This is a genomic window from Serratia sp. L9 (assembly GCF_050632285.1).
Classification (GTDB): Bacteria; Pseudomonadota; Gammaproteobacteria; order Enterobacterales; family Enterobacteriaceae; genus Chania.
On record NZ_CP192591.1, the window covers coordinates 651143 to 675319 of the forward strand.

Below are 24177 nucleotides of genomic sequence, written 5' to 3' on the forward strand. Positions count from 1 at the left end.
TGATGTTGAGAATTACGCAAAAGCTTATCAGAAAGCGTTGCTATCTCTTAAGCATCCGTTGCCACCGGAGCCTGGTCAACGCCTTGAGCGACAGCTGATGAGGTATCAGTTTACACGGTAAATCGATACGGTCTGTAAAAATATCATCAAATTCAGCGCTACAACATGATGGTGTGGCGCAAAGCTGGGTTACAGATTAAACCCAATCCTCTTCCTGCAGGGCATTATCAGCTTTAGCCACTACAGCCGCCTGAGGCCGTAGCCCCGTCAGTTGGAATACCGCAACCGCCTGCGTCAGCAACACGGCCTGCTCTTCGACATTAGCGGCGGTGGTCGCTACCTGCTCCACGAGTGCCGCATTTTGCTGGGTAACCTGGTCCATTTGCGTAATGGCTATACCAACCTGCACCACGCCTTTGCTTTGCTCTTCGGCAGCACAGGAAATGCTTTCCATCATCACCGTGGCTTTATCGACAGAGTTGACAATATCCGTCATGGTGATCCCTGCCTTTTCAACCAAATGGACACCTTCGGTGATATCGCCAGCCGCTCCGGAGACCAGCGTGCTGATTTCTTTAGCCGACAGGGCACAGCGTTGTGCCAGATTACGGACCTCACCGGCCACAACGGCGAAACCACGCCCTTGCTCTCCAGCACGGGCAGCCTCCACCGCAGCATTCAATGCCAGAATATTGGTCTGGAAAGCGATGCTGTCGATAACATTGATGATATCCCCCACCTTCTGCGCGCTGTTGTTGATGACATGCATTTTACTGACCACGTTACTCATGATATTGCCCCCTTCACGGGCAATATTGGCGGTCTGGATAATCATGTCAGATGCCTGATTGGCATTATCTGCCGTCTGCCTGACCGTGGCGGTAATCTGTTCCATGCTGGCAGCGGTTTGTGTCAGTGCGCTGGCTTGCTCTTCGGTGCGGCTGGAGAGATCGGTGTTGCCAGCCGCAATTTCCTGCGTTCCGAGGTTGATGGATTCCACTCCATTACGCACCTGTTGCACCGTTTCCGTAAGTTCGAGCTGCATCTTCTGTAAGCTGGCGAACAGTTGGCCGATTTCGTTGTTGTTTTTAACCTCGATAACCTGGCGTAAATCACCACTGCCAATTTTTTGCAGATACTCGGACACCTGCAGTAACGGCATTACCAGACGATTGCGGAAACTACGGTGCACCCACAGGAACAACCCGACAATCACCACTAAAGTACCCGCCAGCAAGCGGATAAACTGCTGTTGGCTCTGTTTGGCACTGTTGAACGCCGCACGATGATTGGCCTGGGTGGCTGCCATATAATCGGAGAACTGGCTGTCCAGATCCTGTCGTATCTGGCGTTTCTCTGCGCCTAGCTGATGCAATGAACCCAGTAATGCGGCTACGGGCGTCGTTTCCACCAACGACATTTCCCGGTTTAATAGGGCTTGTTGCGCCAGATAGACTTTCTTCATCGCTTCCCCCAATTCAGGGCTGGAGACTGTGAGACCAGGAATGCTCCAAAACAGGTTGAAGGCCTTCTCAGCGGTATCGAGCTCATTGCGTGCTTCTGCCAGGCTTTGTCTGACATCAGCCTGATCGTCTTTCACCATCTGCTCAAAAGCCAGATTGTCGATTAGCGTCTGTGTTTGCAGCAGTGCCTGCCAGCTCCGGTTGAGTGCCGCCTCTTCCTCTGACAATGTGCCCATGGTACCGATGCTTTCGCCGTTCTGATCGATAAAGTAGAAAGCAATGATGCTGGTGCCCATCGGCATCAACCCCAGCAACAACAGAATGATCATCAACCAGTTAGCAATTTTCATATTCTTCAACACTTGTCCTCTCCATTGTCATAGACATAGACCGCAAAAAGAAAAAGCCTTTTGCTTGTAGGGTTAATATCGGTCTAACGGAGGAAGTATTTATGTCGAAAGAAAAATAAACCAAAAATCATTCATTAAATAAATCTATCAACATCAAATCGTCTTCATAGGTGATTTTAGAGATAAAAAAACCCGGCCGAAGCCGGGTTCTTAACACACGAATGTGGAGGGAGGGATTACATCATGCCGCCCATGCCACCCATGCCGCCCATACCTGCAGCGCCCATGTCGCCTTTATCTTCTTTCGGCAGGTCGGTCACCATGCACTCGGTGGTGATCATCAGGCCAGCCACAGAGGCCGCGTACTGCAGAGCAGAACGGGTCACTTTGGTTGGATCCAGGATACCCATCGCGATCATGTCGCCGTATTCTTCAGTGTAAGCGTTGTAGCCATAGCTGCCTTCGCCTGCTTTCACGTTGTTGGCAATAACAGAAGCTTCTTCACCGGCGTTGATTACGATCTGACGCAGTGGAGACTCCATCGCACGCAGGGCAACTTTGATACCCACGTTCTGGTCTTCGTTATCACCTTTCAGGCCAGCAATTTTGCCTGCTACACGGATCAGCGCTACGCCACCGCCAGCAACCACGCCTTCTTCAACTGCTGCACGGGTTGCGTGCAGAGCATCTTCAACGCGGGCTTTCTTCTCTTTCATTTCAACTTCAGTAGCTGCGCCAACTTTGATAACGGCAACGCCGCCAGCCAGTTTAGCTACACGCTCTTGCAGTTTTTCACGATCGTAGTCAGAGGTCGCTTCTTCGATCTGCTGACGGATCTGGGTAACGCGCCCCTGGATGGTCGTTTCGTCGCCCACGCCATCAATAATGATGGTGGTGTCTTTGTTGATCACGATGCGTTTTGCCTGGCCCAGGTCTTCCAGCGTCGCTTTTTCCAGCTCCAGACCGATCTCTTCAGAGATCACGGTACCGGCAGTCAGGGTCGCGATGTCTTGCAGCATGGCTTTACGGCGATCGCCGAAGCCTGGTGCTTTAACCGCAGCCACTTTCACGATGCCACGCATGGTGTTAACCACCAGAGTTGCCAGCGCTTCGCCTTCAACATCTTCTGCGATAATCAGCAGTGGTTTACCCGCTTTGGCAACGGCTTCCAGAACTGGCAGCATCTCACGGATGTTGGAGATTTTTTTGTCAGCCAGCAGGATGAACGGGCTTTCCAGCTCAATAGAACCGGTTTCTGGCTTGTTGATGAAGTACGGAGACAGGTAGCCACGGTCAAACTGCATACCTTCAACCACGTCCAGCTCGTCTTGCAGGCCAGTGCCTTCTTCAACGGTGATAACGCCTTCTTTACCCACTTTCTCCATGGCTTCTGCGATCAGTTTACCCACGGTTTCGTCGGAGTTTGCAGAGATGGTGCCTACCTGAGCAATAGCTTTGGAGTCAGAGCAAGGTACAGACAGTTTTTTCAGTTCTTCAACCGCAGCGATAACCGCTTTGTCGATGCCGCGCTTCAGATCCATCGGGTTCATGCCGGCAGCCACAGCTTTCAGGCCTTCGGTGATGATAGATTGTGCCAGTACGGTTGCGGTGGTGGTGCCATCGCCTGCAGCGTCGTTCGCTTTAGAGGCAACTTCTTTCACCATTTGTGCACCCATGTTCTCGAACTTGTCTTCCAGTTCGATTTCACGAGCAACAGATACGCCATCTTTAGTGATGGATGGAGCGCCGAAGGATTTATCCAGCACTACGTTACGGCCTTTCGGGCCCAAGGTTACTTTTACTGCATCAGCCAGTACATTCACGCCACGGAGCATCTTCACACGTGCGTCATTACCGAATTTTACGTCTTTAGCTGCCATTGGTATTTCCCTTCAACTCGTTCAGTTCAGAAGATATAAAGCGTTATTACGCTTCAACAATTGCCAGAATGTCGCTTTCGGACATGATCAACACTTCTTCATTGTCGATCTTCTCTGCTTTCACGCCGTAACCGTCGTTGAAAATCACGATGTCGCCTACTTTCACATCCAGCGGCTGAATGTTGCCGCTTTCCAGAACACGTCCTTTACCAACGGCTACCACTTCACCACGAGTAGATTTACCCGCTGCAGAGCCAGTCAGAACGATGCCGCCAGCAGATTTTGATTCAACTTCTTTGCGCTTGACGATAACGCGGTCATGCAATGGACGAATACTCATTGAACGCTCTCCTGTAAGAAGGTCTCTATCAGATTTAGGGTTGCTCACCGGATTGTTGATACCGGCTCCGTGGGATTTGAAATGGGGGCGTTCCATCCCCCTTCAAGGGGCAAGAACAAAAAAATTTTCGATTTTGATTGCAGGGAAAGGAACCGTTAGCAAAAACGCAGCCATTTGGCTGCGTTTTGGGGAAAAGATTAGCGATCGTCTCGTTTATCGTGATCGTCTGGCTGGTGATCCAGCGTATACCGATCGTCGTTTTTCCGCTGGAACTCGCCGTCAAAGGTATTGCCATTGGCAGACCCGCCGTTGTGGCCCCAACCCCCGGGGCGATAAACCGAAAGATGCGGCATCAGTTTTAGCGTCAACGATTTTTGCACCGGTGGCAACAATAGCAACAGCCCCAGGAAATCGGTAAAGAATCCCGGCACCAGCAGCAGAAAACCCGCCAGTACCAAAGATACGCTTTTCACCATCTCCGCAGCCGGGCTTTCACCCGCCGCCAGCTTCTGTTGCATCTGCACAAAGGTTTTCATGCCCTGATTGCGCACCAGTGACACACCCACGCAGGAAGTAAACACCACCAGCAGCAGCGTCATCGCCACACCCAATACGGCAGCGACCTTGATAAATAAGGATATCTCTATATAAGCCAGCAGAAATATCAGCAGTAGTGGTAACCAGCGCACCTGGTTCTCCTCTCGGTAGAGTCGACGTACACGCCTGATGGCGCATACGTAAAATAATGGGGCCTGCAGCAGGCCGACCTTATTACAATGGGGGCATTCTCCAGCGATTTCAACCGAGCGGTAATTTTTATTGTCAGGGTTAATATGCGTGAGGCCGATCACATAAATCGAAAGCCAAAATTTTAGAAACGCCAGATAGTGATCTGCGTTCATTCATTTATTACCCAGCAGCATATGATCCGGGTAGCAACAATTGCGGCGGTCAATACTTCCGCGCTCGAAGCTCCCGGCAACATAATTTCATTTACATACGTATAATTAATTCGGCAGCAACATAGAGAAGGTTCTCATGTCAAACAACATTCGTATCGAAGAAGACCTGTTAGGAACACGTGAAGTCCCCGCAGAAGCCTACTATGGTATTCATACACTGCGTGCGATTGAAAACTTCTATATCAGCAACAGTAAAATCAGCGATGTCCCTGAGTTTGTTCGGGGCATGGTCATGGTGAAAAAAGCCGCTGCATTGGCCAACAAAGAACTGAAAACTATCCCGCGTAAAATTGCCGATACCATCATCCTGGCCTGTGATGAGGTGCTGGATAAAGGCAAATGCATGGATCAATTCCCTGTGGATGTGTTCCAAGGGGGGCCGGTACCTCATTGAACATGAACACCAACGAAGTGCTGGCAAATATCGGCCTGGAACTGATGGGCCACCAGAAGGGCGAATATCAGTACCTTAACCCTAACGATCATCTCAATAAATGCCAATCCACCAACGATGCTTACCCTACCGGTTTCCGCATCGCGGTATATGCCTCCAACCAGAAACTGATCGACGCCATCAACCAACTGCGTGAAGGCTTTGACCGTAAAGCCAAAGAGTTCGAAACCGTTCTGAAAATGGGCCGTACCCAGTTGCAGGATGCGGTGCCAATGACCCTGGGCCAAGAGTTCCATGCGTTCAGCGTCCTGCTGAATGAAGAGACCCGTAACCTGCATCGCACCGCGGAACTGCTGCTGGAAGTGAACCTGGGCGCTACGGCGATCGGCACGGCGCTGAACACCCCGGAAGGCTACCAGCATCTGGCAGTACAAAAACTGGCAGAAGTCAGTAATCTGCCGGTCATTCCTGCTGAAGACCTGATCGAAGCCACCTCCGACTGCGGTGCCTATGTGATGGTACACAGCGCCCTCAAGCGGCTGGCAGTGAAACTCTCCAAGATCTGTAACGACCTGCGCCTGCTGTCTTCCGGCCCACGCGCTGGCCTGAACGAAATCAACCTGCCAGAATTGCAGGCGGGTTCTTCTATCATGCCAGCCAAAGTGAACCCGGTTATTCCAGAGGTTGTTAACCAGGTTTGCTTTAAAGTGATTGGCAACGACATCTGCGTTACCATGGCCGCCGAAGCAGGCCAGTTGCAGCTAAACGTGATGGAGCCGGTAATTGGCCAGGCAATGTTTGAGTCAATTCACATTCTGACCAACGCCTGCTATAACCTGCTGGAAAAATGTATTAATGGTATTACAGCAAACAAGGAAGTTTGTGAGTACTACGTATTTAACTCAATCGGGATAGTCACTTATCTGAACCCGTTCATTGGCCACCATAACGGTGACATCGTCGGCAAGATTTGTGCAGAAACCGGAAAGAGCGTACGTGAAGTAGTACTGGAGCGTGGATTGCTAACCGAAGCTGAACTGGATGATATCTTCTCTGTAGAGAACCTGATGCACCCAGCCTACAAAGCGAAACGCTATACTGATGAAAATGAACAATAATAGAAACATCCGGTAGCCTGAAAGGCACGCTAATCCTCTGGATAGCGTGCCTTTTTTCTTTAGGCCGCCACAAAGTTGTAACTTTTGATTTTCATAAATATTCATTTTGAAGGGGTAAACATTATGCTAGTTGTGGAATTGGTAATCGTTCTCCTGGCGATATTTTTAGGAGCCAGGCTGGGCGGTATCGGGATAGGCTTTGCAGGTGGTCTTGGGGTTTTGGTTCTGGCCATGATTGGCGTTAAGCCAGGCAGTATTCCCTTTGACGTTATTTCAATCATCATGGCGGTTATCGCCGCTATCGCCGCCATGCAGGTCGCTGGCGGAATGGACTACCTGGTACAGCAAACTGAAAAACTGCTGCGCAAGAATCCAAAATACATCACAATCCTGGCACCCATCGTCACCTATTTTCTGACCATCTTTGCAGGTACCGGCAATATCTCTCTCTCTGCACTGCCGGTTATTGCAGAAGTGGCCAAAGAACAGGGCATCAAACCTTGCCGTCCACTGTCTACTGCCGTCGTTTCCGCACAGATTGCCATCACCGCCTCGCCTATCTCTGCGGCAGTGGTGTATATGTCTTCGGTGATGGAAGGGCATGGCGTCAGTTATCTGCATCTGCTGATGGTGGTTATCCCTTCCACTTTCTGTGCGGTGATCCTGATGTCACTGCTGGTCACCTGGCTGTTTGACTCCAAACTGTCAGAAGATCCGGTGTATCAAAAGCGCCTGGAAGAGGGCCTGATCTCCCTGCGCGGTGACCGCGTAGTTGAGATCAAACCTCGTGCCAAAGCCTCCGTTCTGTTGTTCCTGGCTGGCGTTCTGTGCGTCGTGGCATATGCCATCATCAACAGCCCAAGTATGGGTCTGGTGGCAACTCCACTGATGAACACCACCAATGCCATCCTGATTATCATGCTGAGCGTGGCAACCCTGACGACCATCCTGTGCAATGTCGATACCGACATGGTGCTGAACTCCAGTACTTTCAAAGCCGGTATGAGTGCCTGTATCTGTATCCTGGGCGTTGCCTGGTTGGGTGACACCTTCGTGCAGGCCAACCTTGACTGGATTAAAGAGACTGCAGGAACGGTTATCCAGTCACACCCTTGGCTGCTGGCAGTGATCTTCTTCTTCTGCTCGGCGCTGCTGTACTCTCAGGCAGCTACCGCCAAGGCGCTGATGCCGATGGCATTGGCACTGAACGTTACCCCGTTGACGGCTATCGCTTCATTTGCGGCAGTGTCTGGCCTGTTTATTCTGCCAACCTACCCAACTCTGGTGGCAGCTGTACAGATGGACGATACCGGTACCACACGTATCGGGCGTTTCGTGTTTAACCACCCGTTCTTCATTCCTGGCACCCTGGGCGTGATATTTGCGGTGGTCTTCGGCTTCCTGTTAGGCAGCGTTATTCTGTGATCCATCAGCGGGGTTTCGGCCCCGCTTTCCCCTTTCCATTTCCCTTTGCTGATAATCTCGCCTTCTAGCCAACCCGGCTTCAGGGTATAGTCCCTGCTGATAACCTGGTTGAGAGGGCCGAAGATGTCTGATTGCGAAGCTATCGTCATACTCTGTACCGCACCCGATGAAGCGACGGCGCAAGAGCTGGCGGCACGCGTGCTGGGAGAAAAACTGGCCGCATGCGCCACGCTGCTGCCTGGAGCCTCATCGATGTATTACTGGGAAGGGAAACTGGAACAGGAATATGAAGTACAGATGTTGTTCAAAAGCAATCGCCAACATCAACAAGCCCTCCTCACCTACCTGAAACAACATCACCCGTATCAAACCCCTGAGCTGTTGGTGCTGCCGGTGATGGCTGGAGATAAAGACTACCTGTCATGGATCAACGCCTCATTAAACTGATATTCCTGCTTTGCAGCCTGTTTTTCCTGCCGCAAGCGGTTCAGGCCTCCCTGTTTGGCCAAAACGGTGGCACCCAGTTCGTGCCCGTCGATCAGGCATTTGCCTTCGATTTTAAACAGCAGGACCACCAACTGACGCTGAGCTGGCAAATTCGCCCTGGCTATTATCTGTATCGCCAGCAGATCAAGCTGGTCCCGCAGCAGGCTACGCTTGGCAAATTTGAGCTGCCCGCCGGGTTAATGCATAAGGACGAATTCTTTGGTGAAGTGGCTATTTTCAAACAGCCACTGGTTCTGACCCTTCCGTTGTTGCAAGCCGATGCCGGTGCCAGTCTGAGCGTCACCTACCAGGGATGTGCCGAAGCCGGGTTCTGCTACCCACCAGAGACACGCATTATTCCACTGGATGCCGTGGTCGCCACCGCAGAGCCCCCACCGCAGGCCGAGCCGGTAACCGCTGAACCGGCCAAGCTGCCATTCTCGCCCCTGTGGGCTCTGTTGATCGGGATCGGGATCGCATTCACTCCTTGCGTATTACCGATGTACCCCTTGATTTCCGGCATTATCCTGGGCCGCGAACGGCCTCACAGTAGCGGACGCATCCTGGTGCTGGCCGTGGTTTATGTGCAAGGTATGGCCCTGACCTATACCTTGCTCGGCCTGGTGGTAGCTGCCGCCGGGTTGCAGTTCCAGGCCGCACTTCAGCACCCTTACGTGTTGATCGGGCTATCGGTGCTGTTTGTCGCCCTGGCCTTATCGATGTTCGGCTGTTATTCGCTGCAGCTCCCTCTTCGCTGCAAACCCGGCTGGCAAACTGGAGCAATACCCAACGGGGTGGGTCACTGCTTGGCGTGTTTGTTATGGGCGCATTGGCCGGCCTAATCTGCTCGCCATGTACCACAGCGCCACTCAGCGCCATCCTGTTGTACATCGCCCAAAGCGGCAATATGTGGGCAGGCGGCGGTACGCTATATCTGTACGCGCTGGGAATGGGTATCCCGCTGGTGATCGTGACATTGTTCGGTAACCGCCTGCTGCCACGCAGTGGCCCCTGGATGCAGTATGTCAAAGAAGCCTTTGGCTTTGTGATCCTGGCACTGCCGGTGTTCCTGCTTGAGCGGGTGCTCGGCGATGTCTGGGGGCTGCGCTTATGGAGCCTGCTCAGCCTGGCGTTCTTCGGCTGGGCATTCATACTGAGCCTGAAGTCATCCCGCGGCTATGTACGTGCCCTGCAGGTATTATTGCTGGCCGCATTGGTGATTACGGCACGCCCGCTGCAAGACTGGGTATTTGGCAGCACCACGTCTCAGCAGGCGGCTCAACCACACCTGAACTTCACTCGGATCGGCAACGTTGAGCAGCTTGAGCTGGCCCTGCAACAGGCACAGGGTAAACCGGTTATGTTAGATCTGTATGCGGATTGGTGTGTCGCCTGCAAGGAATTCGAAAAATACACCTTTAGTGACCCGGCAGTGCAGGCGCAGTTGGCCAACACGGTATTGCTGCAGGCGGACGTTACGGCCAATAATGCCGAGCAGGTGGCCTTACTGAAGCATTTGCAAGTGCTTGGGCTACCCACCATCCTGTTTTTTAACGCAACGGGCAAAGAGTTGCCATCCGCCCGCGTCACGGGCTTTATGGATGCCGCGGCATTCAACGCGCATTTGCAGAAAACAGTTCGGTAAACGACACTGAGCTGAGGTTTAGAACACTCTTGGGAGGGAGCATAAGTGCAACGTGAACAGGTATTAAATACAGCCTTGGAGCTGTTGGAAAAACAGGGTCTGGCGACCGCCACCCTGGAAATGCTGGCTGCAAAGCTGGGTGTACCCGTCACCAGCATCACGCCGTTCTGGCCCGATCGTGAAGCTTTGCTTTATGACTGCCTACGCCATCATAGCCAGCAGATTGATACCTGGCGCCGCCAGCTGCAGTTAGATGAAACGCTGAGCCCGCAGCAAAAACTGTTGGCGCGTTATGACGTGCTGGAAGAGTATGTACAGAATGAACGCTACCCAGGCTGCCTGTTTATTGCCGCATGCAGCTTCTTCCCTGAAAGCGATCACCCTATTCATCAGTTGGCCGAACAGCAGAAACTGACATCTCTGGGCTTCACCCGCGAACTGCTGCGTGAGATGGATGCCGATGACGCCGATTCGGTGGCACAACAAATAGAATTGGTACAGGAAGGTTGCCTGAGCAAGTTGCTGGTCAAACGCCAATGGCAGGATGTTGCTGTCGCCAAGCGGTTGGCCGAAGATATTCTGCAGATTGCCCAATGCCGCAAGTTCGGAGCTTTAAGCTAGCCTGACGAGATTAAATACAGAATTCCGGGCCCTTTGTCTGAAAAGCCAGCAATTGGCTCTATTTTCACATTTTTTGCCATAAATCCGTTGACGCCGTACGACCAATACGGTTTAATGCGGCCCGTTGCCCGGATAGCTCAGTCGGTAGAGCAGGGGATTGAAAATCCCCGTGTCCTTGGTTCGATTCCGAGTCCGGGCACCACTCATTCAGAAGCGCTTGTCAAGATTTCCAAACGAAACCTGACAGGTACGAAATGAGTCAGAATACGCAATAACCGAAGGTGTGGTTAGAAGGTTCCAACCAGTGATACCATTACCCGGTTGTTGTAAAAAGGCTCTCGATAATCCCGCCTGTTAGCGCAAGCGGGATTTTTTGTGCGCAATTTTTACAGTTTCCGGATGCGAATGTTAAATTGTGTCAAGGGCATAACCTCATTCTGTATCTCATTCATTCCCCCTCCTGCTCCATAATATCCCGCAAGCTTTCCACATCTTCATCAATGTATTCCTGCGTAGAACGCGAGCTGGAGTGTCCCAAGAGGCGCTTTACCGCCTGGATATGATGATCCGGGGATTTCATCATGTTGGTCGCTACACTGTGCCGGAAACGGTGGGGCTCGCCCGGCATTGCATTCAGCGGCATCCAACGTTGTCCACTTTCTAACTCAGCCACAATCTGGCATAACCTGTCGAAGGATTGCACCATTACCGCAAAGACAATTACCGCATTCCAGGCAGCACTCTGTGAGGCCTGCTCTTCCGGTTGTGCCCCGATCGGTAACAGATAATTTTTTGATAACCGAGCTGCATAACCCGCCGTTTCGAGCAGGTGATCCACCATGCCCTCAGAAAAGCATGGTGATCGCTCTGCGTTGCAGGGAACTGCTGATGGCCATTCACACCGACTATCTGCCCAGTGAAGAGCATATACAGGGACAGAAATACAAGCTTAAACTTGAGCTGAGAAAATTGAAACGATGTCTATGAATCACACACATAAGATAGATATGTCATTCATTCTGATATTCTCAAACTTTATGGCCGATGGAGCATCACTGTTTATTAACCTTATTGGACCTATTGGATCATCGTTAACAGAAACGCGCGTCAACTGCCTCGGCCAGCATAGCCAGCAACTGCACGCTGTCCGTCCAACTGAGACAAGGGTCGGTGATCGACTGCCCATAGATCAGAGTTTGCCCCGCAACGACTGGCTGTGAGCCTTCAATCAGAAAACTTTCCGCCATGACACCGGCTATTGCCCTCGAACCTACACGAATTTGCTGGCATACCTCTGCGGCGACCATCAGTTGGTTGCGCGCTATTTTCTGGCAGTTACCGTGGCTGAAATCAATCATCAAATACTCCGGCAAGTTGCAGATGCGCAGCTTTTCGCACGCGGCTGCAATATCCGTTGCATGGTAATTCGGACTCTTTCCCCCCGCAAAATGATGTGCCCGTAGGCGTTGCCCTTGGTCTGATAAACCGTCATCTGCCCATGTTTATCCTGCGAGAAAAACGTATGGCTGCTGCGTGCGGCCCGAATGGCGTCAATAGCGATGCTGATATTGCCGTCTGTGCCATTTTTAAACCCCATGGGGCTGGACAGTGCTGAAGCCATTTCCCGGTGCACCTGACTTTCCGTCGTTCGCGCGCCTATCGCTCCCCAACTGATCAAATCGGCGATATAACGCCCCACGACCACATCCAAATACTCGGTGGCGGTGGGTAGCCCAAGCTGATTGATATCCAGCAGTAGCCGACGCGCCATTTCAATGCCGCGGCTCACCTGGCAACTGCCGTCCAACGCAGGATCGGAGATTAACCCCTTCCACCCCACCACCGTGCGCGGTTTTTCGAAATAGGTGCGCATGACGATTTCCAGCCGATCCTGATAAAGCTCGCGCTGGGTCGCCAGCAGCCCAGCATAGTCTAGCGCAGCGCTCCGGTCGTGAATCGAACAGGGGCCAATCACGACCAGCAGCCTTTTATCTTCCCCGTAAAGAATGCGTTTAATACGTTTACGCGCCGCAATGACATTATCGATAATGCCAGCGGAAGCCGGTAATTGCCCCGCTAATTTATCGGGAGTCACTAAACTGTCGATACGCAATTCATCTATTTTGTACATAATGTTCCCTAGTACACTGGTGTACATGTTTACATGATGAAATCTTTAATAAACTTGTAAGAAAGGCTTTTATGAAGAGCGCATTTTTTGGCTGTGATGAATAACAGATCGGACAGCCTGTCTTTTAACGCTTCACCGCGAGTTTTAACCCCCATAATATCTTTGGTTACTTTGAATTGAATATACGCCAGCAGGTCATCCTTATAAGGATAAGGCGCCCCCAACCGATCGGCGATCACCATGCCTGACACCACCGCCCCTTCATGCCCGCCCAGACTGGTGTCGACGCCGCAAAACCACATGTTGTCGCCGCCCTGTATTTCCCTCAGACGCGTCTTATGCAATAAATCGCCAGGCTGCTGTTTAGCCACGCGCCAGCGGCAGGTTTTTACCCGTTTTTGCGGATCGATGGGGACTTTAGGATCGAGAGTCACCAACAGCGGCGTAGCGAGATGCCGATACGGTGTTAACGCGTTAATCACGCGGGTGACGCTACCGGCCGGCGTTCCCACAGGCGAGTCGGTGAACTGGCGAAAATTGAAGTAGTGCGGCACCGCCTTCTCCCCCAGATAGCACGTATCATGGTGAGCCACGCTTTCGATATCGTGATAGGCGAAATGGGACAGGATCTCCCGTTGCTGCGCCGTCGCGTCGGCCAACAACGACAGGGTCACCTCCGCAGAGGTGGCGAAAATCACCGCATCGAACATCTCCTCTTTGCCCACATGGCACAACACAACGCCTTTGCCACGGGCTTTTACCCACTGTACCGGCGTATTCAGCCGTAAGCGCTCCCCCAACGTGTCGGCCAGACTTTGCAGGTAGCGATTCATGCCGCCCTCTACCTTGCGCCAATAGCCGGGGGCAAAGAACGACACCAGATTGGCGTTGAACGATAGCGCAAAAAACATCAGCGGATAGCTACGCAGGTCGACATTACAGCCGGTAGAAATACTGATCAGCGGATAGAGCGCCTGATAAATAAAGCCCGGCGAATAGCCGTTTTCCGCCAGGTAATCCGCTATCGTCATCGCTTTATAACGTGCGTCGCCGGAACTCATCACCTCCGACATGCCCAGTTGAAAACGGCTAAATTCGTCCTGCATGCCCTGACGCAGGGTGCCATCGTAGTGAATATTGCTCCAGTATTGCGCTTCTCCGGGAAAACTGGCGTGGAACGATGAGGGCGCCACGTAATTTTCGATGCCTAAATAACGCAGCAAATTAAATACGTTCGGCGCAACCCGTTCGTTAAAGTATTCCACCCCCATATCCACGGGAATGCGTTCTTGTTCACCAGCGTCAACAGAGCATGTATAAACGTGCCCGCCGATATAATTGTTTGCTTCAAATACGGTCACATGATGCCGGTCGCGCAACAGCCAGGCCGCTACGGTGCCCGCCGCGCCGCCACCGATAATGGCGATATGTTTTTTCTTCATTGTGGCAACGCCTCCCGCTTCGGCGTCCGCAGCCAATGCAGACACCGTTTCACGCCCATGCGTCTTTGGGTAAATTTTATTTCTATCAATTGCAGCCTCCATATTTTCAAAGCCATAACGCGACTGATTGGATAACGTTCACAATAGAAATTTCGCGCCTGCTCCTCATGTTCCGCAGACAACGGGGTGATATGGGCCTGATATTGCATCCCTTTCATAGACATCATTGATTTAACCGATGAAATAATGGTGCCGGAAACCGTTGGCGCCTTGAGCATTAACTGCGAATGGCGTGAATTGATATCGCTCATCAAATACAACACCATCTGATCTTTTTGGAATTGATAAAAACAACTTGCCGACCACACTGCCCCTTCCGCAGCGACACTGAGCGTTAATACGCGCTCCTGATTAATGAATTGGCAGATTTCATGTAATTGCTGTTCGTTATTCATGGTCTCTCCTTAGCATGCTCCTCGGATGATGCTCTGGATGCGCTAATCATATTCCCTGCAACCCGCCGCTCAGGTGTGTTGCAATATTTGCTCCGCAATGGCATTGGGGTTTTCGCCGCTGACGATCAGCGCTACCGGAATTTTGCGCTGCAACTTAGCGCTGATAATGCCTGCCGAAATCACGGCCAGCGCCGAATTGCCACCGCGGTCGAAGAAGCTTGATGTGGCGTCAAACGCTTTGCGGCCCAACGTGGTGGCGAAAACCTGACAAACCGTCTCCGCGATAGCTTGCCGTTGGACACCGCCCTGCGCGGGAGACGCGCTGTCAGCATGGTGATGCAACGTGTTGTTCCAACAGGGATCGGGCAGGGATTTTCTGTCGAACTTGCCGTTCGGCTGGAGAGGAAACTCGGGCAGCACAACGAACAGATCCGGCACCATATAAGCGGGCAGCTTATTCGCCAAACTGGCTTCCAGCGATGCTTTGCTCAATGACGCCTGGCTGATGATATAAGCGGTGAGCATATCGTCGCCCTGTCCTTCAAACGGTTTGGCGGTGACCATCGCGCCCGCGACGCCGGGGATATTTTCCAGCTCTTGCTCGATCTCACTCACGCCGATGCGATTGCCGCGGATTTTAATTTCCCCTTCCCCGCGCCCCAGCCATTCGATTTTTCCCGGCTCGCGCAGGTGAACGCGATCCCCCGAGCGATAAAGCCTCACACCGGTTTGCGGGTGAGTGATAAAGACTTTTTCCGTGCCCTCGCGATTGCCGTAATAGCCTTGGGCCAGACCGTGCCCGGAAATATAGAGTTCTCCCTGTTCGCACGGCTCAAGCGCTTCGTTCAACACGTGCAGATGGGTATTCGCCAGCGGTTCGCCGATTGAAATGTAATCCGCGTCCCACTCAACGCATTCGCACGATGTCCAGACCGTTGCTTCCGTCGGGCCATACAGATTCCATAATTTGCCGCAGGCCTGGCTCAATTTTTTCGCCAACGCCAACGGCAGCGCCTCCCCACCGGCCAACAAAGTCACGGATGCATCGGGACGCCAGCCGGTCGCCCACAAAATTTTCCACAGGCTCGGGGTCGCCTGAACGAAATGGCTTTGTTCAATCAGCGGGAGAATGCCTTCGATGGCGCTCACTTCATCATTGTTCGCCAACAGGACCGTCCCGCCAACGCTCAACGGCAACAGCAGCTCAAGAATGGAAATATCGAACGCTACTGTGGTATGCGCCAAAAAGACATGGGACGAGCGCACTTCCAATCGTTCGGCAATGGCGGTTAAGAAGTTGCTCAGCGCCTGGTGGCTGATACTGACGCCCTTGGGCTGCCCGGTCGAACCGCTGGTAAACAGGATGTAAGCGATATCATCGCGCCGCCTTGCCACGCAAACCACCTTTCCTGCCACACCAGGTACGGGATACGTCACGTTATGGTGCAACTGCCGCGCCAGAACGGTCTCGTCCGGATGAGCGAGCAGTACTTTCGGCTTGGCGACGTCGACATATCGTTCCAGTCTGGACAGCGGATAGGCGGGATCCAACGGGACAAAGGTCGCCCCGAGAGCCAATGTGGCGACCATCGCAGGGATCAGCCACCGATCGCGATGCAACAGCAACCCGACGACATCATTCGGCCCAACACCTACCTGCGTCAGTTGGCGCTGAACGGCAACCACGCGCCGTTCGAATTCGGTGTAATCCATGCGGATCCCGCCGTTGATTAGCGCGGTTTTCTCTGGATGTTGCACGATTGACTGTAGAATCAACTCGGCCGCGTTGCCGGTTTCACTGATTTTCACACTGCGGTTTCCGGTCTTCATGTCTGGCATGAGGAGCTCCTGTAGGCAAAGCATTGAGAAACACGTGGGCGCCGTTATTCAACCGCCGAGAGAGACGACAAGATATCGTCGACCCATTGTTCATCACGAAATGAGGTCGATACGCCGCCGAAATCCATATTGAGGCTGCGCAAGAAAGGTCCGATGCAGATGACGTCCGCCACACCGAAGCTTTGCATCTGCCGGATCATCGCCGGCACGGACAGCATTTCCGTTTCGCCGCGCACGCACATCTGTTTGATCCCCTGCGGATCGTTAACCACGCCGATCTCCGGCAAACAGGTCACCAGCGGATAACGCGGCGCTGGCAGCGCGCAACCCTGCAAATACGCATCGATCTGCTCGGCGATCCGCTGGCGATAAGGGGTGTGATACGCCGAGTTGCACAGCGCTGGCGGCAGCACCTCCAGCACGCCGGAACCTTCCTGCCCGCGCCCCTCCAGCGCCCGGCGCAAACCGGCGACCATCAACAGCGAGCCGATGCCTTGATGAATCTGGCCATAATCGACGGCAATGCGCATTTCAGGCGGCTGGTTGTAGAAAGCGCGGCCGCCTTCTTCCATCACCATGACAAATCCCACCGTTTCGTCCTCGGCCTCAGGCATATCGACCCGCAGGCGGATCAGTGCCGTTGCCTCATCCAGGGTCAACCCGCCAGCCACGCAGAGCGCGGCCACCTCCCCAAGACTGATGCCACCTACACAGCTCGGCGCACCGCGTTGTTCAATGATGTCGTCGGCGATGCCCAGCATGCCGGCGAGCAACCCCAGCGAAACCACCTGCATGCATGAAGCATCATCAAGCAGCGGCGTCTTACGCAAGATCGTGTTGACGTCCATACCGGCTGAGCGCGCAACTTGCCCGAAGCGGGCACGAACCTGAGAATGGGTATCGTAAAGACGCTGCATGTCTTTCATCATGTGGGAAACATCCGCAGGTCCAAAAATCAGCGCATAGGGGATGGTCACAATGTCTCTCCTTTAGTTTTATTTTCTGCCCAGGATGGCGCGACGCGAAATCCCCGGTTGCACATCAAGAAATCACTCAGGTAGGCATCGTGGGGCACTGAGGGGGCCATCCAGGTAGTGGGAATATCACCGACATAAATATTGCTGATACTGGCGTCGGCCAAAATCGGCACCAACAGCCGGGATTGTCGAGAAAATACCGTCACGGCCAAGGAACCCGACAGCATCGGTGCGCTGCGCATCGCCTGGTACGGCGCGACCGTCACGCAGGGGAAAGGCAACTCGCGCTGCACCCGCGGATCGTCAGGTTCAGTGACTTCGGTTATCAACGGATGTAGCACGTAGCCTTCCGGCGTCGAGTCCGCCTCAATGGGTGAGGCGAGCGCGCTGCCCAGCCAATCCACCGTTTGCCGCGATGCGCGCGGCAACGTCTCCGGCGGCAGCCGTTGCAGCGCCAGCCTTAAACGCCGACAAAAGTCATGCGCATCACCCTCCACCAGCACCGCGCTGGCCGATACACAGGCGGCGCCGCCAAGATCGGTCATTGATCTCGCCACCAACGCGGCCGCTTCATCCAGGCAAGCGTCGGCGCCGACGACAATCTTGGCGCGCCCCGGCCCCTGCACGCGTACCCGGGGATGAAGACGGTATTTATCCACAATATCCTGGCCGCCATACGCCAACGTCAGGTCGGCCGACGCCACCAGTTCGTCCGCCCCGCGATAGTCCGTGGGGACCAGCGCCACATAATGCGCCAGCCCGGCTTGCGCCATCGCGCAGACCACACGTTGTGCCGTGAAGGGTTCGCGCGTAGAAGGCCTGACCAGCGCACGGTAACCCAGCGCCACCGCTTGCGGCCACAACGCATGAATGCCCGGCCCATTGCCGGCGGCCAGCACGGCGAAAATGTCGCCTTTGCGGCTGAATAAGCTGCATCCGGCCTGCGCCTGTGCATCGTGCCGCGACCAGCAGGCGCCTTGCGGCCTACCCGCATCGATAATCTGCGGCATCTCGCGCAACGCCTGCGCGATCGCGGCCAGGGCGTTTTGCGTCACCGCCGCCGGTAAGCCGGTGGTGTGGCGCACCCGTTGACAATACGCATCTGGCGACAGCCCCGCGACAATATGGTATTGGAAGCTATTCGCCGCACGCGCCATCGCGGCATGAATTTCCGCCAGGGAGAGCGCGGGGGCTTCTCTCATCGCGCCGATGGTGCTATGGATGTAAACTGGCGGGGCAACCGCCATTTCCGCTACCGAAGCGCCGAGTAGATCGTGGATCGCGACGCGCCGCCGAGTAGCGTACTCGCGCCCCAGCGCCACGGCCTCAATCCGCCCCACCGCCGCCGAACCAACAGAAGAGTTCATGGTTAATAAACCCCCTCGATGACCGCGCGTCCGTCAATGGCCGCCAACGGGCCGACGTCGCTAACCGACGCGCCGGGGAAATCGTCGTTGCGAGGTTGGCGCACCGCAGTGTCACGCTCCAGGATATTAGGGAAGAAGGCGTAACGACTGAGATGATGCATGATCACTCGTCCGCATTCGCCAAACTGCACGGGATGCAGCGTTTGCGGGTCGACCACCTCCAGCAGGATATAGGGGGCAAAACTGTCGAAAATCACCGCATCGTCGGCACCCGCCGGGCAACGCGCCTTCGCTTCCCCCAGGATCATCGTGCTGCCATAGCTGGCGTTGATCGGCACCGCCGGAAACACCTCCGTTTGCAGGAACGCCAGGGTATCGGGATCCATTTGGGTGCCGCCCCAGGTGATCTCCTTCAGCGTCCGGTTCATTTGCGCCACCAGCGCCGGACGTTGCGCCATTCGCTCCAGAATTGGCGGTGTGGCGATAAGGTACTGGATAGACTGCGTGTACAGGATATCCTCGGCCTGTTCGACGATATGCGCGGCATAGGCTTGCATCCCGGCCATGTCATTGCGCTGAATGCACTTTTTACCCAGCGCGGATCCAGATCGACGGTAAAGCACAACCCGCCTTTAGCCCTCGCGCGACGGGCGTTTATCGCGCCGACGATATGCGGACCGGTGGGGACCAGTGCCAGGGTATTGCCGGGCTGTTCGTCGGCACCGGGCCGCTGACCGGATAAACGCCAGCTCACCAATTCGTCCAGCCACTGTTCAAACACCACGATGCGTTTCGGCTTGCCGGTAGTGCCGCCGCTTTCAAATACGCCGGCCAGCGCCGAGCCATGCAGGCCACGCGGGATCAGCGCTTCTATCGGAACGTCGCGCAGACGATCGGCAACATCGGGGAAACGCGCCAGATCGGCGAAGGTGTTAACCTCATGCAGCGGATCAAAATCGAGCGATTGGCGCATATCTAACCAGAACGGCGCGCCGGTTTGCGGTGAAAAATGCCATTTCATCATTCCCGTCAGGTGGGAAGTAAAGTCAGGTAAATTCATCATATTTTCCCATGGTTACGGCTGTAGCCAGACGCTTCGCCATTCGTTCCGGTGATACTCGGCCCGCAGGCGCCGGTGCAGGCGATCCGAACTGGCGGCCCAAAACTCCACCGTTTGCGGTACCAGTTGGTAGACAGCGAAACGGTCGGGGCAGGGCAATGCCCCCTCGCCCTCAAGAGCCTCGGCTGCCCGACGCAACATCTCGCTGTCCAACAGCGGTTCACTTTGGTGAGAGGCCGTCGACATTGCATGCAACGGAATCGGACGCTTTTCCCAAACCGCCCTGGCCGTGGCCTGCGGCAGCTTGACCACCCTGCCGCTGACCGAGAGCTGCCGCCCTAATTCTTTCCAGTAGAAGTGAGCGCAGGCGTGGGGATGGCTGTCGATATCCTGAATCTTGCGGCTACAGCTGTGGGTGGCGAACAGAATGCCGCTCTCGGCGAAATCGAGGATCGCCATAACGCGCGAACTCATTTCGCCCTGCGCATTGGCGGTCGTCAGCACCATCGCACGCGGTTCTCTGACCTGTTCGCGCATCGCTTCCCGTACCCAGGCGCAGGCGAGCTCAATCGGCTGGTTTAGCCGCGCATGGAAAGGCAAAAAGTCCGTATCTACCTTGCCGCTGACACTTTCAAACGCACTGTTTCCCATTTTCCCTCCTCCTTCAAATCGCATAGGTGCCCTGCGCTACCTGGATGGCGTGCCCCCCGGCATACAGCCGGTACGCCCCTTCATCCTTTTGCGCCATACCGTACATTTTTGACGGGTGCCCCATTTCCACCCCCTGCCAGATTTCCAACGACTGGCCATAGTCACTCCACCCGTGCCGCGCCAGATGCAGCGCCAAAGGCCCGGCTGCCGAGCCGGTCGCCGCGTCTTCCACGACGCCGTATGCCGGTGAGAACATACGCAGACGCCAGCGATTGCCGTCGCGGCAGAAACAGAGCGCGGCCATGTTTTCATGCTGCGCCAACGCGCGCTGATCCGGATTGAGCGACGCCAGCGTCTGCATGTCAGCGACGCCGACAAAGACGTGACGCGGCCCGACGTCGTACTGTTCAATCGGCAAAGTGCTATGTTTCACCCCCAGCGCAAGCAGTAACGCTTCAGCTTGCGCATAAGGTTGGATTATCGGGGACGGCTGGAGCATATCGACATGGGCGACCGGGAGATCGCTGTGCAACTTGGCATCTTCCAGCGTGAAGGGGAAAACGCCCTTCGCAGTTTCGATATTCAGGGTGGTTTTTTGCAGCCGGAAAGACAGCGCCAGTGCCGTGCCCAGCAGCGGGTGGCCAGCGAACCCCAGTTCATTTACCGGTGTAAAAATGCGGACATGCGCATCGCCACCGTTGCGAGGGCGCGACACGAACGTGGATTCCGAGAGCCGCATTTCCGCCGCTATGCGCTGCATGATTTCCGGCTCAAGATCGTCACAGTCGAAAAATACGGCGACCGGATTGCCGGCCAGCACGCGATCGCTGAACGCATTTACGATGACATAGTGGTGCATGTTTCCTCCCGATTCAGCAAAGACGCCCAGGGCGTGATAATCGACTCATTCAGGCAAGATGCGGCGACGGTGAACCGCAGCCGCACATCCGGCGGCCGGCCGATCGCCTCGGCGGCCGCATTCAGCGGCAACGCCGCGAGATCGGGTTTCTCATCACGCCACACCATCACTGCCCCCCAGCGCGGCGGTGCCTCATTCATAATCCAGTATTTGGCCTGCAACGCATCGATTCGCTGCCAGGCGGCCAGATCGCACTGCTCAAGCTGCGCTTGCAGTTGCCCGATGTCCGGCTCGCCCGGCGCCAGCTCCCACCACACACATTCCATGATCATGAGGTCACTACCTGTTGGATTGATTCATAAAGGATCCGCGGCCCATCGATGGTCAGCACCGACTCGGGATGGAACTGCATGGAGGAAAAGCGCGGTCCACGCAGGCCATAAATTTGGCCGGTCGCCTCATCCCGTGCGACGCGGATCTCGCCATACTCGCTGGCCAACGCATTGCTGGCCGCCAGCCCGGTGAACGTGTTGTAAAACCCCACGCGTTCGACCTTGTCAAAGAAGGGGATCTCTTTTTGTATCCCCTGATTGGGCGACGCCAGCGCGACTATCGGATATCCCAGGGCAGCACACAGAATCTGATGGCCGAAACAGATCGCGATAAAGGGCTGGCCTTGTTGCATGGCGGTCTGGATCAGCTTGCGGCTGCGGATCACCCGTTTGTCGTTCAGATCGCGTGGATCGCCCGGTCCGGGGCCGATGACCAGCAGCTCATGCGGGTTGGGTTGGAGAGGAGAAGCGTAATGCACGAGCCGGACGTTGAATCCCATCGCCCGCAGTTGATACTCCATCATCGAGGTAAAGGCGTCTTCGTTATCAATCAGCAGCACCTCGCCCCGGCAGGCCCCCGCATTCGCACCGGCGTCATCACGCCAAAAGGCGGCCAGACGATGATTGTGCTTTTGCAGCGCGACGGCGACCTGTTCATCCTGAAAAATGGACGTCGATTCGCCATTCAACCCCATGGCGCACTGTAACGCGGCGGCCTTCGCCCGCGTCTCGGCCGCTTCGGCGGCAGGATCCGAGGTCCGAACCAACGTCGCTCCCAACCCTATGGTCAGCGCGCCCGTCGAATCAATTTCACTCGTCCTGATCAGGATCGCCGAATCGATCGTCGGCTCACCGCCCTCAGAGTCCAGCAAGGCGGCAAAGCCGCTATAGTAGCCTCGCCCGGATGACTCATATTTGGCGATAACGCGCGTCGCGTTTTCCAGTGGGCTGCCGGTGACTGTCGGCGCAAACATGGAAGTTCGCAAAATCTCCGGCATCGGCAACGATGAATGTCCCTCCAGCCGATAGCCTGTATGCACCAAACGCGACATCGGCGTTAAGAAGGGGCCAAACGTTTTGACATCGGCGTCGCAGATACGGGTCATCATCTTCAGCTCTTCATCCAGCACCATCGATAACTCATCCTTCTCCTTCTCATTAGATAAGAAGTCGAGCAGCCCTTCACGGGTCGGCCCGGTGGCGGGATAGCGATAGGTACCACTGATCGGCGTCATGGAGACCCTTTGTTGCTGCAGGGTGATATGCCGCTCAGGTGATGCTCCTATCAAGGTGACATCTCGGCACTGAATGAAAAAAGTCCAGTAAGCACCGCTTTCTTGCAGCAGCAGGTTTTTAAAGAGGGTTAATCCCGTTTCGCAGCCATAATCCGCGAAGGCAGCGGTAAAGGCGCGGCGGATAACGAAGTTAGCCCCCTGACCGGTGCCGATCTCCTGTTGAATGACTTGGGCGACCGTGTGCGCATACTCATCGTCGGAAGGCTCGAACGCGGCGTTGTTCACCTTCAACGGCGCATCGGGCAGCAGAGCCAGAGCCTCATGGAGCGGCACTTTATGGCTGCGCGCATTGACGAACGCAATGAGCGGTTTACCGTCGTCATTCACAGCGTAACCCCGTTCAGCAATCTGCCGATAAGGCGCGACCAACAGCGTTTGTCGCCCATCGCCGCCATCAGCATTCGCCGGTAAATCCGCCAGATCTTGCAAACTGTTCAGATGCCGTTCTTCCCCCGTGATCACTTCGATTTCGGGAACCGCGCCGCGCCCGCATCTGAATAGCAAGGCAAACGATTCATGGTTGCTGCCATGCCGCAGCAAAGAGGTGATTGCCGGATGTGTATTCATGCCATCACCTCGTCCACCGATAATATCGACGCACAACATGAAGCGGCGTAAGTCAGCATGCGTTGATGGGCCGCCTGGGAAAAATCAGCTATCGCATCCCGCGCCAAAAAGACCTCAATATCTCTGGAATAAGCATCCAGCGCGGTGGTTAAAATGCCAATTTGCGCATAGACGCCACATATAATTATTTGATCACGCTGCTGGTCAGAAAATATATTGGCAAGCTCCGAAGAGAAGAACGCGCTATATCGCCATTTTTTTAATACCGGCTCTCCCGGCTGAGGCGATAATAATGGTGTGATTGCCGTGTGCAACGGATCGGCATCCATTCCCGCGCCCCAAAAATCATAAAGCAATCCGCGTTCCTTGGCGCTCATGCTACCTTTCTGGCCGGTGTAAACCACGGGAACGGCATATTTTCTCGCCCAGGCTAACAATTGTGCGCAATTCGCCAACAGGGTATTGCGTAATAACTCAGGCAACGGGTTAAGGAAAAATTTTGCATGTCGTGAACTAAA

Annotated in this window: 19 protein-coding genes, 1 tRNA gene and 3 pseudogenes; 6 read left to right on the forward strand and 17 right to left on the reverse strand. The window is 54.7% G+C overall.

Annotated features, from left to right (window positions below):
- Nucleotides 1-196: 196 nt before the first annotated feature.
- The 4 genes from ACQ86O_RS03120 to ACQ86O_RS03135 form a co-directional block, all read right to left on the reverse strand.
- Nucleotides 197-1825, reverse strand: coding sequence for a methyl-accepting chemotaxis protein (locus ACQ86O_RS03120; RefSeq protein ID WP_431224094.1), 1629 nt, complete (start codon nt 1823-1825; stop codon nt 197-199).
- A gap of 224 nt (nt 1826-2049) precedes the next feature.
- The gene (gene groL, locus ACQ86O_RS03125; protein WP_431224095.1) at nt 2050-3693 is read right to left on the reverse strand and encodes a chaperonin GroEL; all 1644 of its coding nucleotides are present in this window, start codon (nt 3691-3693) and stop codon (nt 2050-2052) included.
- Nucleotides 3694-3739: 46 nt separating this feature from the next.
- The gene (locus ACQ86O_RS03130) at nt 3740-4033 is read right to left on the reverse strand and encodes a co-chaperone GroES (RefSeq protein WP_004952634.1); all 294 of its coding nucleotides are present in this window, start codon (nt 4031-4033) and stop codon (nt 3740-3742) included.
- Between the two features lie 197 nt (nt 4034-4230).
- Nucleotides 4231-4722, reverse strand: a complete 492-nt coding sequence (locus ACQ86O_RS03135; RefSeq protein ID WP_431224096.1) for an FxsA family protein — start codon at nt 4720-4722, stop codon at nt 4231-4233.
- Nucleotides 4723-5071: 349 nt separating this feature from the next.
- On the opposite strand from ACQ86O_RS03135, the pseudogene aspA reads away from it, so the two are divergent.
- From aspA to ACQ86O_RS03165, 6 genes and pseudogenes are all read left to right on the forward strand, one after another.
- Nucleotides 5072-6507, forward strand: a pseudogene (gene aspA / locus ACQ86O_RS03140) (aspartate ammonia-lyase).
- Nucleotides 6508-6630: 123 nt separating this feature from the next.
- Nucleotides 6631-7932 carry an anaerobic C4-dicarboxylate transporter gene (locus tag ACQ86O_RS03145; RefSeq protein WP_431224097.1) on the forward strand — a complete coding sequence of 434 codons (1302 nt, stop codon included), beginning with the start codon at nt 6631-6633 and terminating at the stop codon, nt 7930-7932.
- Between the two features lie 123 nt (nt 7933-8055).
- A complete protein-coding gene (cutA, locus tag ACQ86O_RS03150) occupies nt 8056-8379 on the forward strand; it encodes a divalent cation tolerance protein CutA (RefSeq protein ID WP_431224098.1) in 324 nt (107 codons plus the stop codon).
- Nucleotides 8355-10063 (forward strand): annotated as a pseudogene (locus tag ACQ86O_RS03155) (protein-disulfide reductase DsbD). Before cutA ends, ACQ86O_RS03155 begins: the two are co-directional and overlap by 25 nt.
- 45 nt (nt 10064-10108) lie before the next feature.
- Nucleotides 10109-10684, forward strand: coding sequence for a division control transcriptional repressor DicD (gene dicD, locus ACQ86O_RS03160; RefSeq protein ID WP_431224099.1), 576 nt, complete (start codon nt 10109-10111; stop codon nt 10682-10684).
- A gap of 126 nt (nt 10685-10810) precedes the next feature.
- A tRNA-Phe gene (locus tag ACQ86O_RS03165) sits at nt 10811-10886 on the forward strand.
- 246 nt (nt 10887-11132) lie between these two features.
- Here the strand turns inward: ACQ86O_RS03165 and ACQ86O_RS03170 are convergent.
- The 13 genes and pseudogenes from ACQ86O_RS03170 to ACQ86O_RS03230 all read right to left on the reverse strand — a co-directional run bounded on the left by ACQ86O_RS03170 (nt 11133) and on the right by ACQ86O_RS03230 (nt 24063).
- Nucleotides 11133-11525 (reverse strand): TraI domain-containing protein, encoded by a 393-nt coding sequence (locus tag ACQ86O_RS03170; protein WP_431224100.1) that lies wholly within the window; start codon nt 11523-11525, stop codon nt 11133-11135.
- A 250-nt stretch (nt 11526-11775) separates the two neighbouring features.
- Nucleotides 11776-12815: pseudogene (locus ACQ86O_RS03175) on the reverse strand (3-deoxy-7-phosphoheptulonate synthase).
- Between the two features lie 29 nt (nt 12816-12844).
- Complete coding sequence (locus tag ACQ86O_RS03180; RefSeq protein WP_431224101.1) at nt 12845-14257, reverse strand: FAD-dependent oxidoreductase; 1413 nt, start codon at nt 14255-14257, stop codon at nt 12845-12847.
- Nucleotides 14254-14712, reverse strand: coding sequence for a hypothetical protein (locus ACQ86O_RS03185; RefSeq protein ID WP_431224102.1), 459 nt, complete (start codon nt 14710-14712; stop codon nt 14254-14256). Before ACQ86O_RS03185 ends, ACQ86O_RS03180 begins: the two co-directional genes overlap by 4 nt.
- Nucleotides 14713-14781: 69 nt before the next feature.
- Nucleotides 14782-16551, reverse strand: coding sequence for a non-ribosomal peptide synthetase (locus tag ACQ86O_RS03190; RefSeq protein ID WP_431224103.1), 1770 nt, complete (start codon nt 16549-16551; stop codon nt 14782-14784).
- A 44-nt stretch (nt 16552-16595) separates the two neighbouring features.
- Nucleotides 16596-17528 (reverse strand): hypothetical protein, encoded by a 933-nt coding sequence (locus ACQ86O_RS03195; RefSeq protein ID WP_431224104.1) that lies wholly within the window; start codon nt 17526-17528, stop codon nt 16596-16598.
- A complete protein-coding gene (locus ACQ86O_RS03200; RefSeq protein WP_431224105.1) occupies nt 17525-18895 on the reverse strand; it encodes an aldehyde dehydrogenase family protein in 1371 nt (456 codons plus the stop codon). Before ACQ86O_RS03200 ends, ACQ86O_RS03195 begins: the two co-directional genes overlap by 4 nt.
- Before the next feature lie 424 nt (nt 18896-19319).
- Nucleotides 19320-19958: a hypothetical protein gene (locus tag ACQ86O_RS03205; RefSeq protein ID WP_431224106.1), complete on the reverse strand. Its 639-nt coding sequence runs from the start codon at nt 19956-19958 to the stop codon at nt 19320-19322.
- A 12-nt stretch (nt 19959-19970) separates the two neighbouring features.
- Entirely contained in the window at nt 19971-20606 is a 636-nt protein-coding gene (locus ACQ86O_RS03210; RefSeq protein ID WP_431224107.1) for a pyridoxal 5'-phosphate synthase, read from the reverse strand.
- A gap of 13 nt (nt 20607-20619) precedes the next feature.
- On the reverse strand, nt 20620-21465 hold the full coding sequence (locus ACQ86O_RS03215) for a PhzF family phenazine biosynthesis protein (RefSeq protein WP_431224108.1): 846 nt from the start codon (nt 21463-21465) through the stop codon (nt 20620-20622).
- Entirely contained in the window at nt 21444-21797 is a 354-nt protein-coding gene (locus ACQ86O_RS03220) for a hypothetical protein (RefSeq protein WP_431224109.1), read from the reverse strand. The genes ACQ86O_RS03215 and ACQ86O_RS03220 overlap by 22 nt, the downstream gene beginning before the upstream one ends.
- Nucleotides 21794-23659, reverse strand: a complete 1866-nt coding sequence (locus ACQ86O_RS03225; protein WP_431224110.1) for an anthranilate synthase family protein — start codon at nt 23657-23659, stop codon at nt 21794-21796. Before ACQ86O_RS03225 ends, ACQ86O_RS03220 begins: the two co-directional genes overlap by 4 nt.
- Nucleotides 23656-24063 (reverse strand): isochorismatase family protein, encoded by a 408-nt coding sequence (locus ACQ86O_RS03230; protein ID WP_431225635.1) that lies wholly within the window; start codon nt 24061-24063, stop codon nt 23656-23658. Before ACQ86O_RS03230 ends, ACQ86O_RS03225 begins: the two co-directional genes overlap by 4 nt.
- Nucleotides 24064-24177 lie beyond the last annotated feature (114 nt).

Coding starts and splice junctions, on each gene's coding strand:
- ACQ86O_RS03210 (WP_431224107.1), bottom strand. CDS start 20,606: ATGGGAAACAGTGCGTTTGAAAGTGTCAGCGGCAAGGTAGATACGGAC.
- ACQ86O_RS03170 (WP_431224100.1), bottom strand. CDS start 11,525: ATGGTGGATCACCTGCTCGAAACGGCGGGTTATGCAGCTCGGTTATCA.
- ACQ86O_RS03220 (WP_431224109.1), bottom strand. CDS start 21,797: ATGATCATGGAATGTGTGTGGTGGGAGCTGGCGCCGGGCGAGCCGGAC.
- ACQ86O_RS03190 (WP_431224103.1), bottom strand. CDS start 16,551: ATGCCAGACATGAAGACCGGAAACCGCAGTGTGAAAATCAGTGAAACC.
- ACQ86O_RS03215 (WP_431224108.1), bottom strand. CDS start 21,465: ATGCACCACTATGTCATCGTAAATGCGTTCAGCGATCGCGTGCTGGCC.
- ACQ86O_RS03200 (WP_431224105.1), bottom strand. CDS start 18,895: ATGAACTCTTCTGTTGGTTCGGCGGCGGTGGGGCGGATTGAGGCCGTG.
- ACQ86O_RS03225 (WP_431224110.1), bottom strand. CDS start 23,659: ATGAATACACATCCGGCAATCACCTCTTTGCTGCGGCATGGCAGCAAC.
- cutA (WP_431224098.1), top strand. CDS start 8,056: ATGTCTGATTGCGAAGCTATCGTCATACTCTGTACCGCACCCGATGAA.
- ACQ86O_RS03205 (WP_431224106.1), bottom strand. CDS start 19,958: ATGATGAATTTACCTGACTTTACTTCCCACCTGACGGGAATGATGAAA.
- ACQ86O_RS03185 (WP_431224102.1), bottom strand. CDS start 14,712: ATGAATAACGAACAGCAATTACATGAAATCTGCCAATTCATTAATCAG.
- groL (WP_431224095.1), bottom strand. CDS start 3,693: ATGGCAGCTAAAGACGTAAAATTCGGTAATGACGCACGTGTGAAGATG.
- ACQ86O_RS03130 (WP_004952634.1), bottom strand. CDS start 4,033: ATGAGTATTCGTCCATTGCATGACCGCGTTATCGTCAAGCGCAAAGAA.
- ACQ86O_RS03180 (WP_431224101.1), bottom strand. CDS start 14,257: ATGAAGAAAAAACATATCGCCATTATCGGTGGCGGCGCGGCGGGCACC.
- ACQ86O_RS03145 (WP_431224097.1), top strand. CDS start 6,631: ATGCTAGTTGTGGAATTGGTAATCGTTCTCCTGGCGATATTTTTAGGA.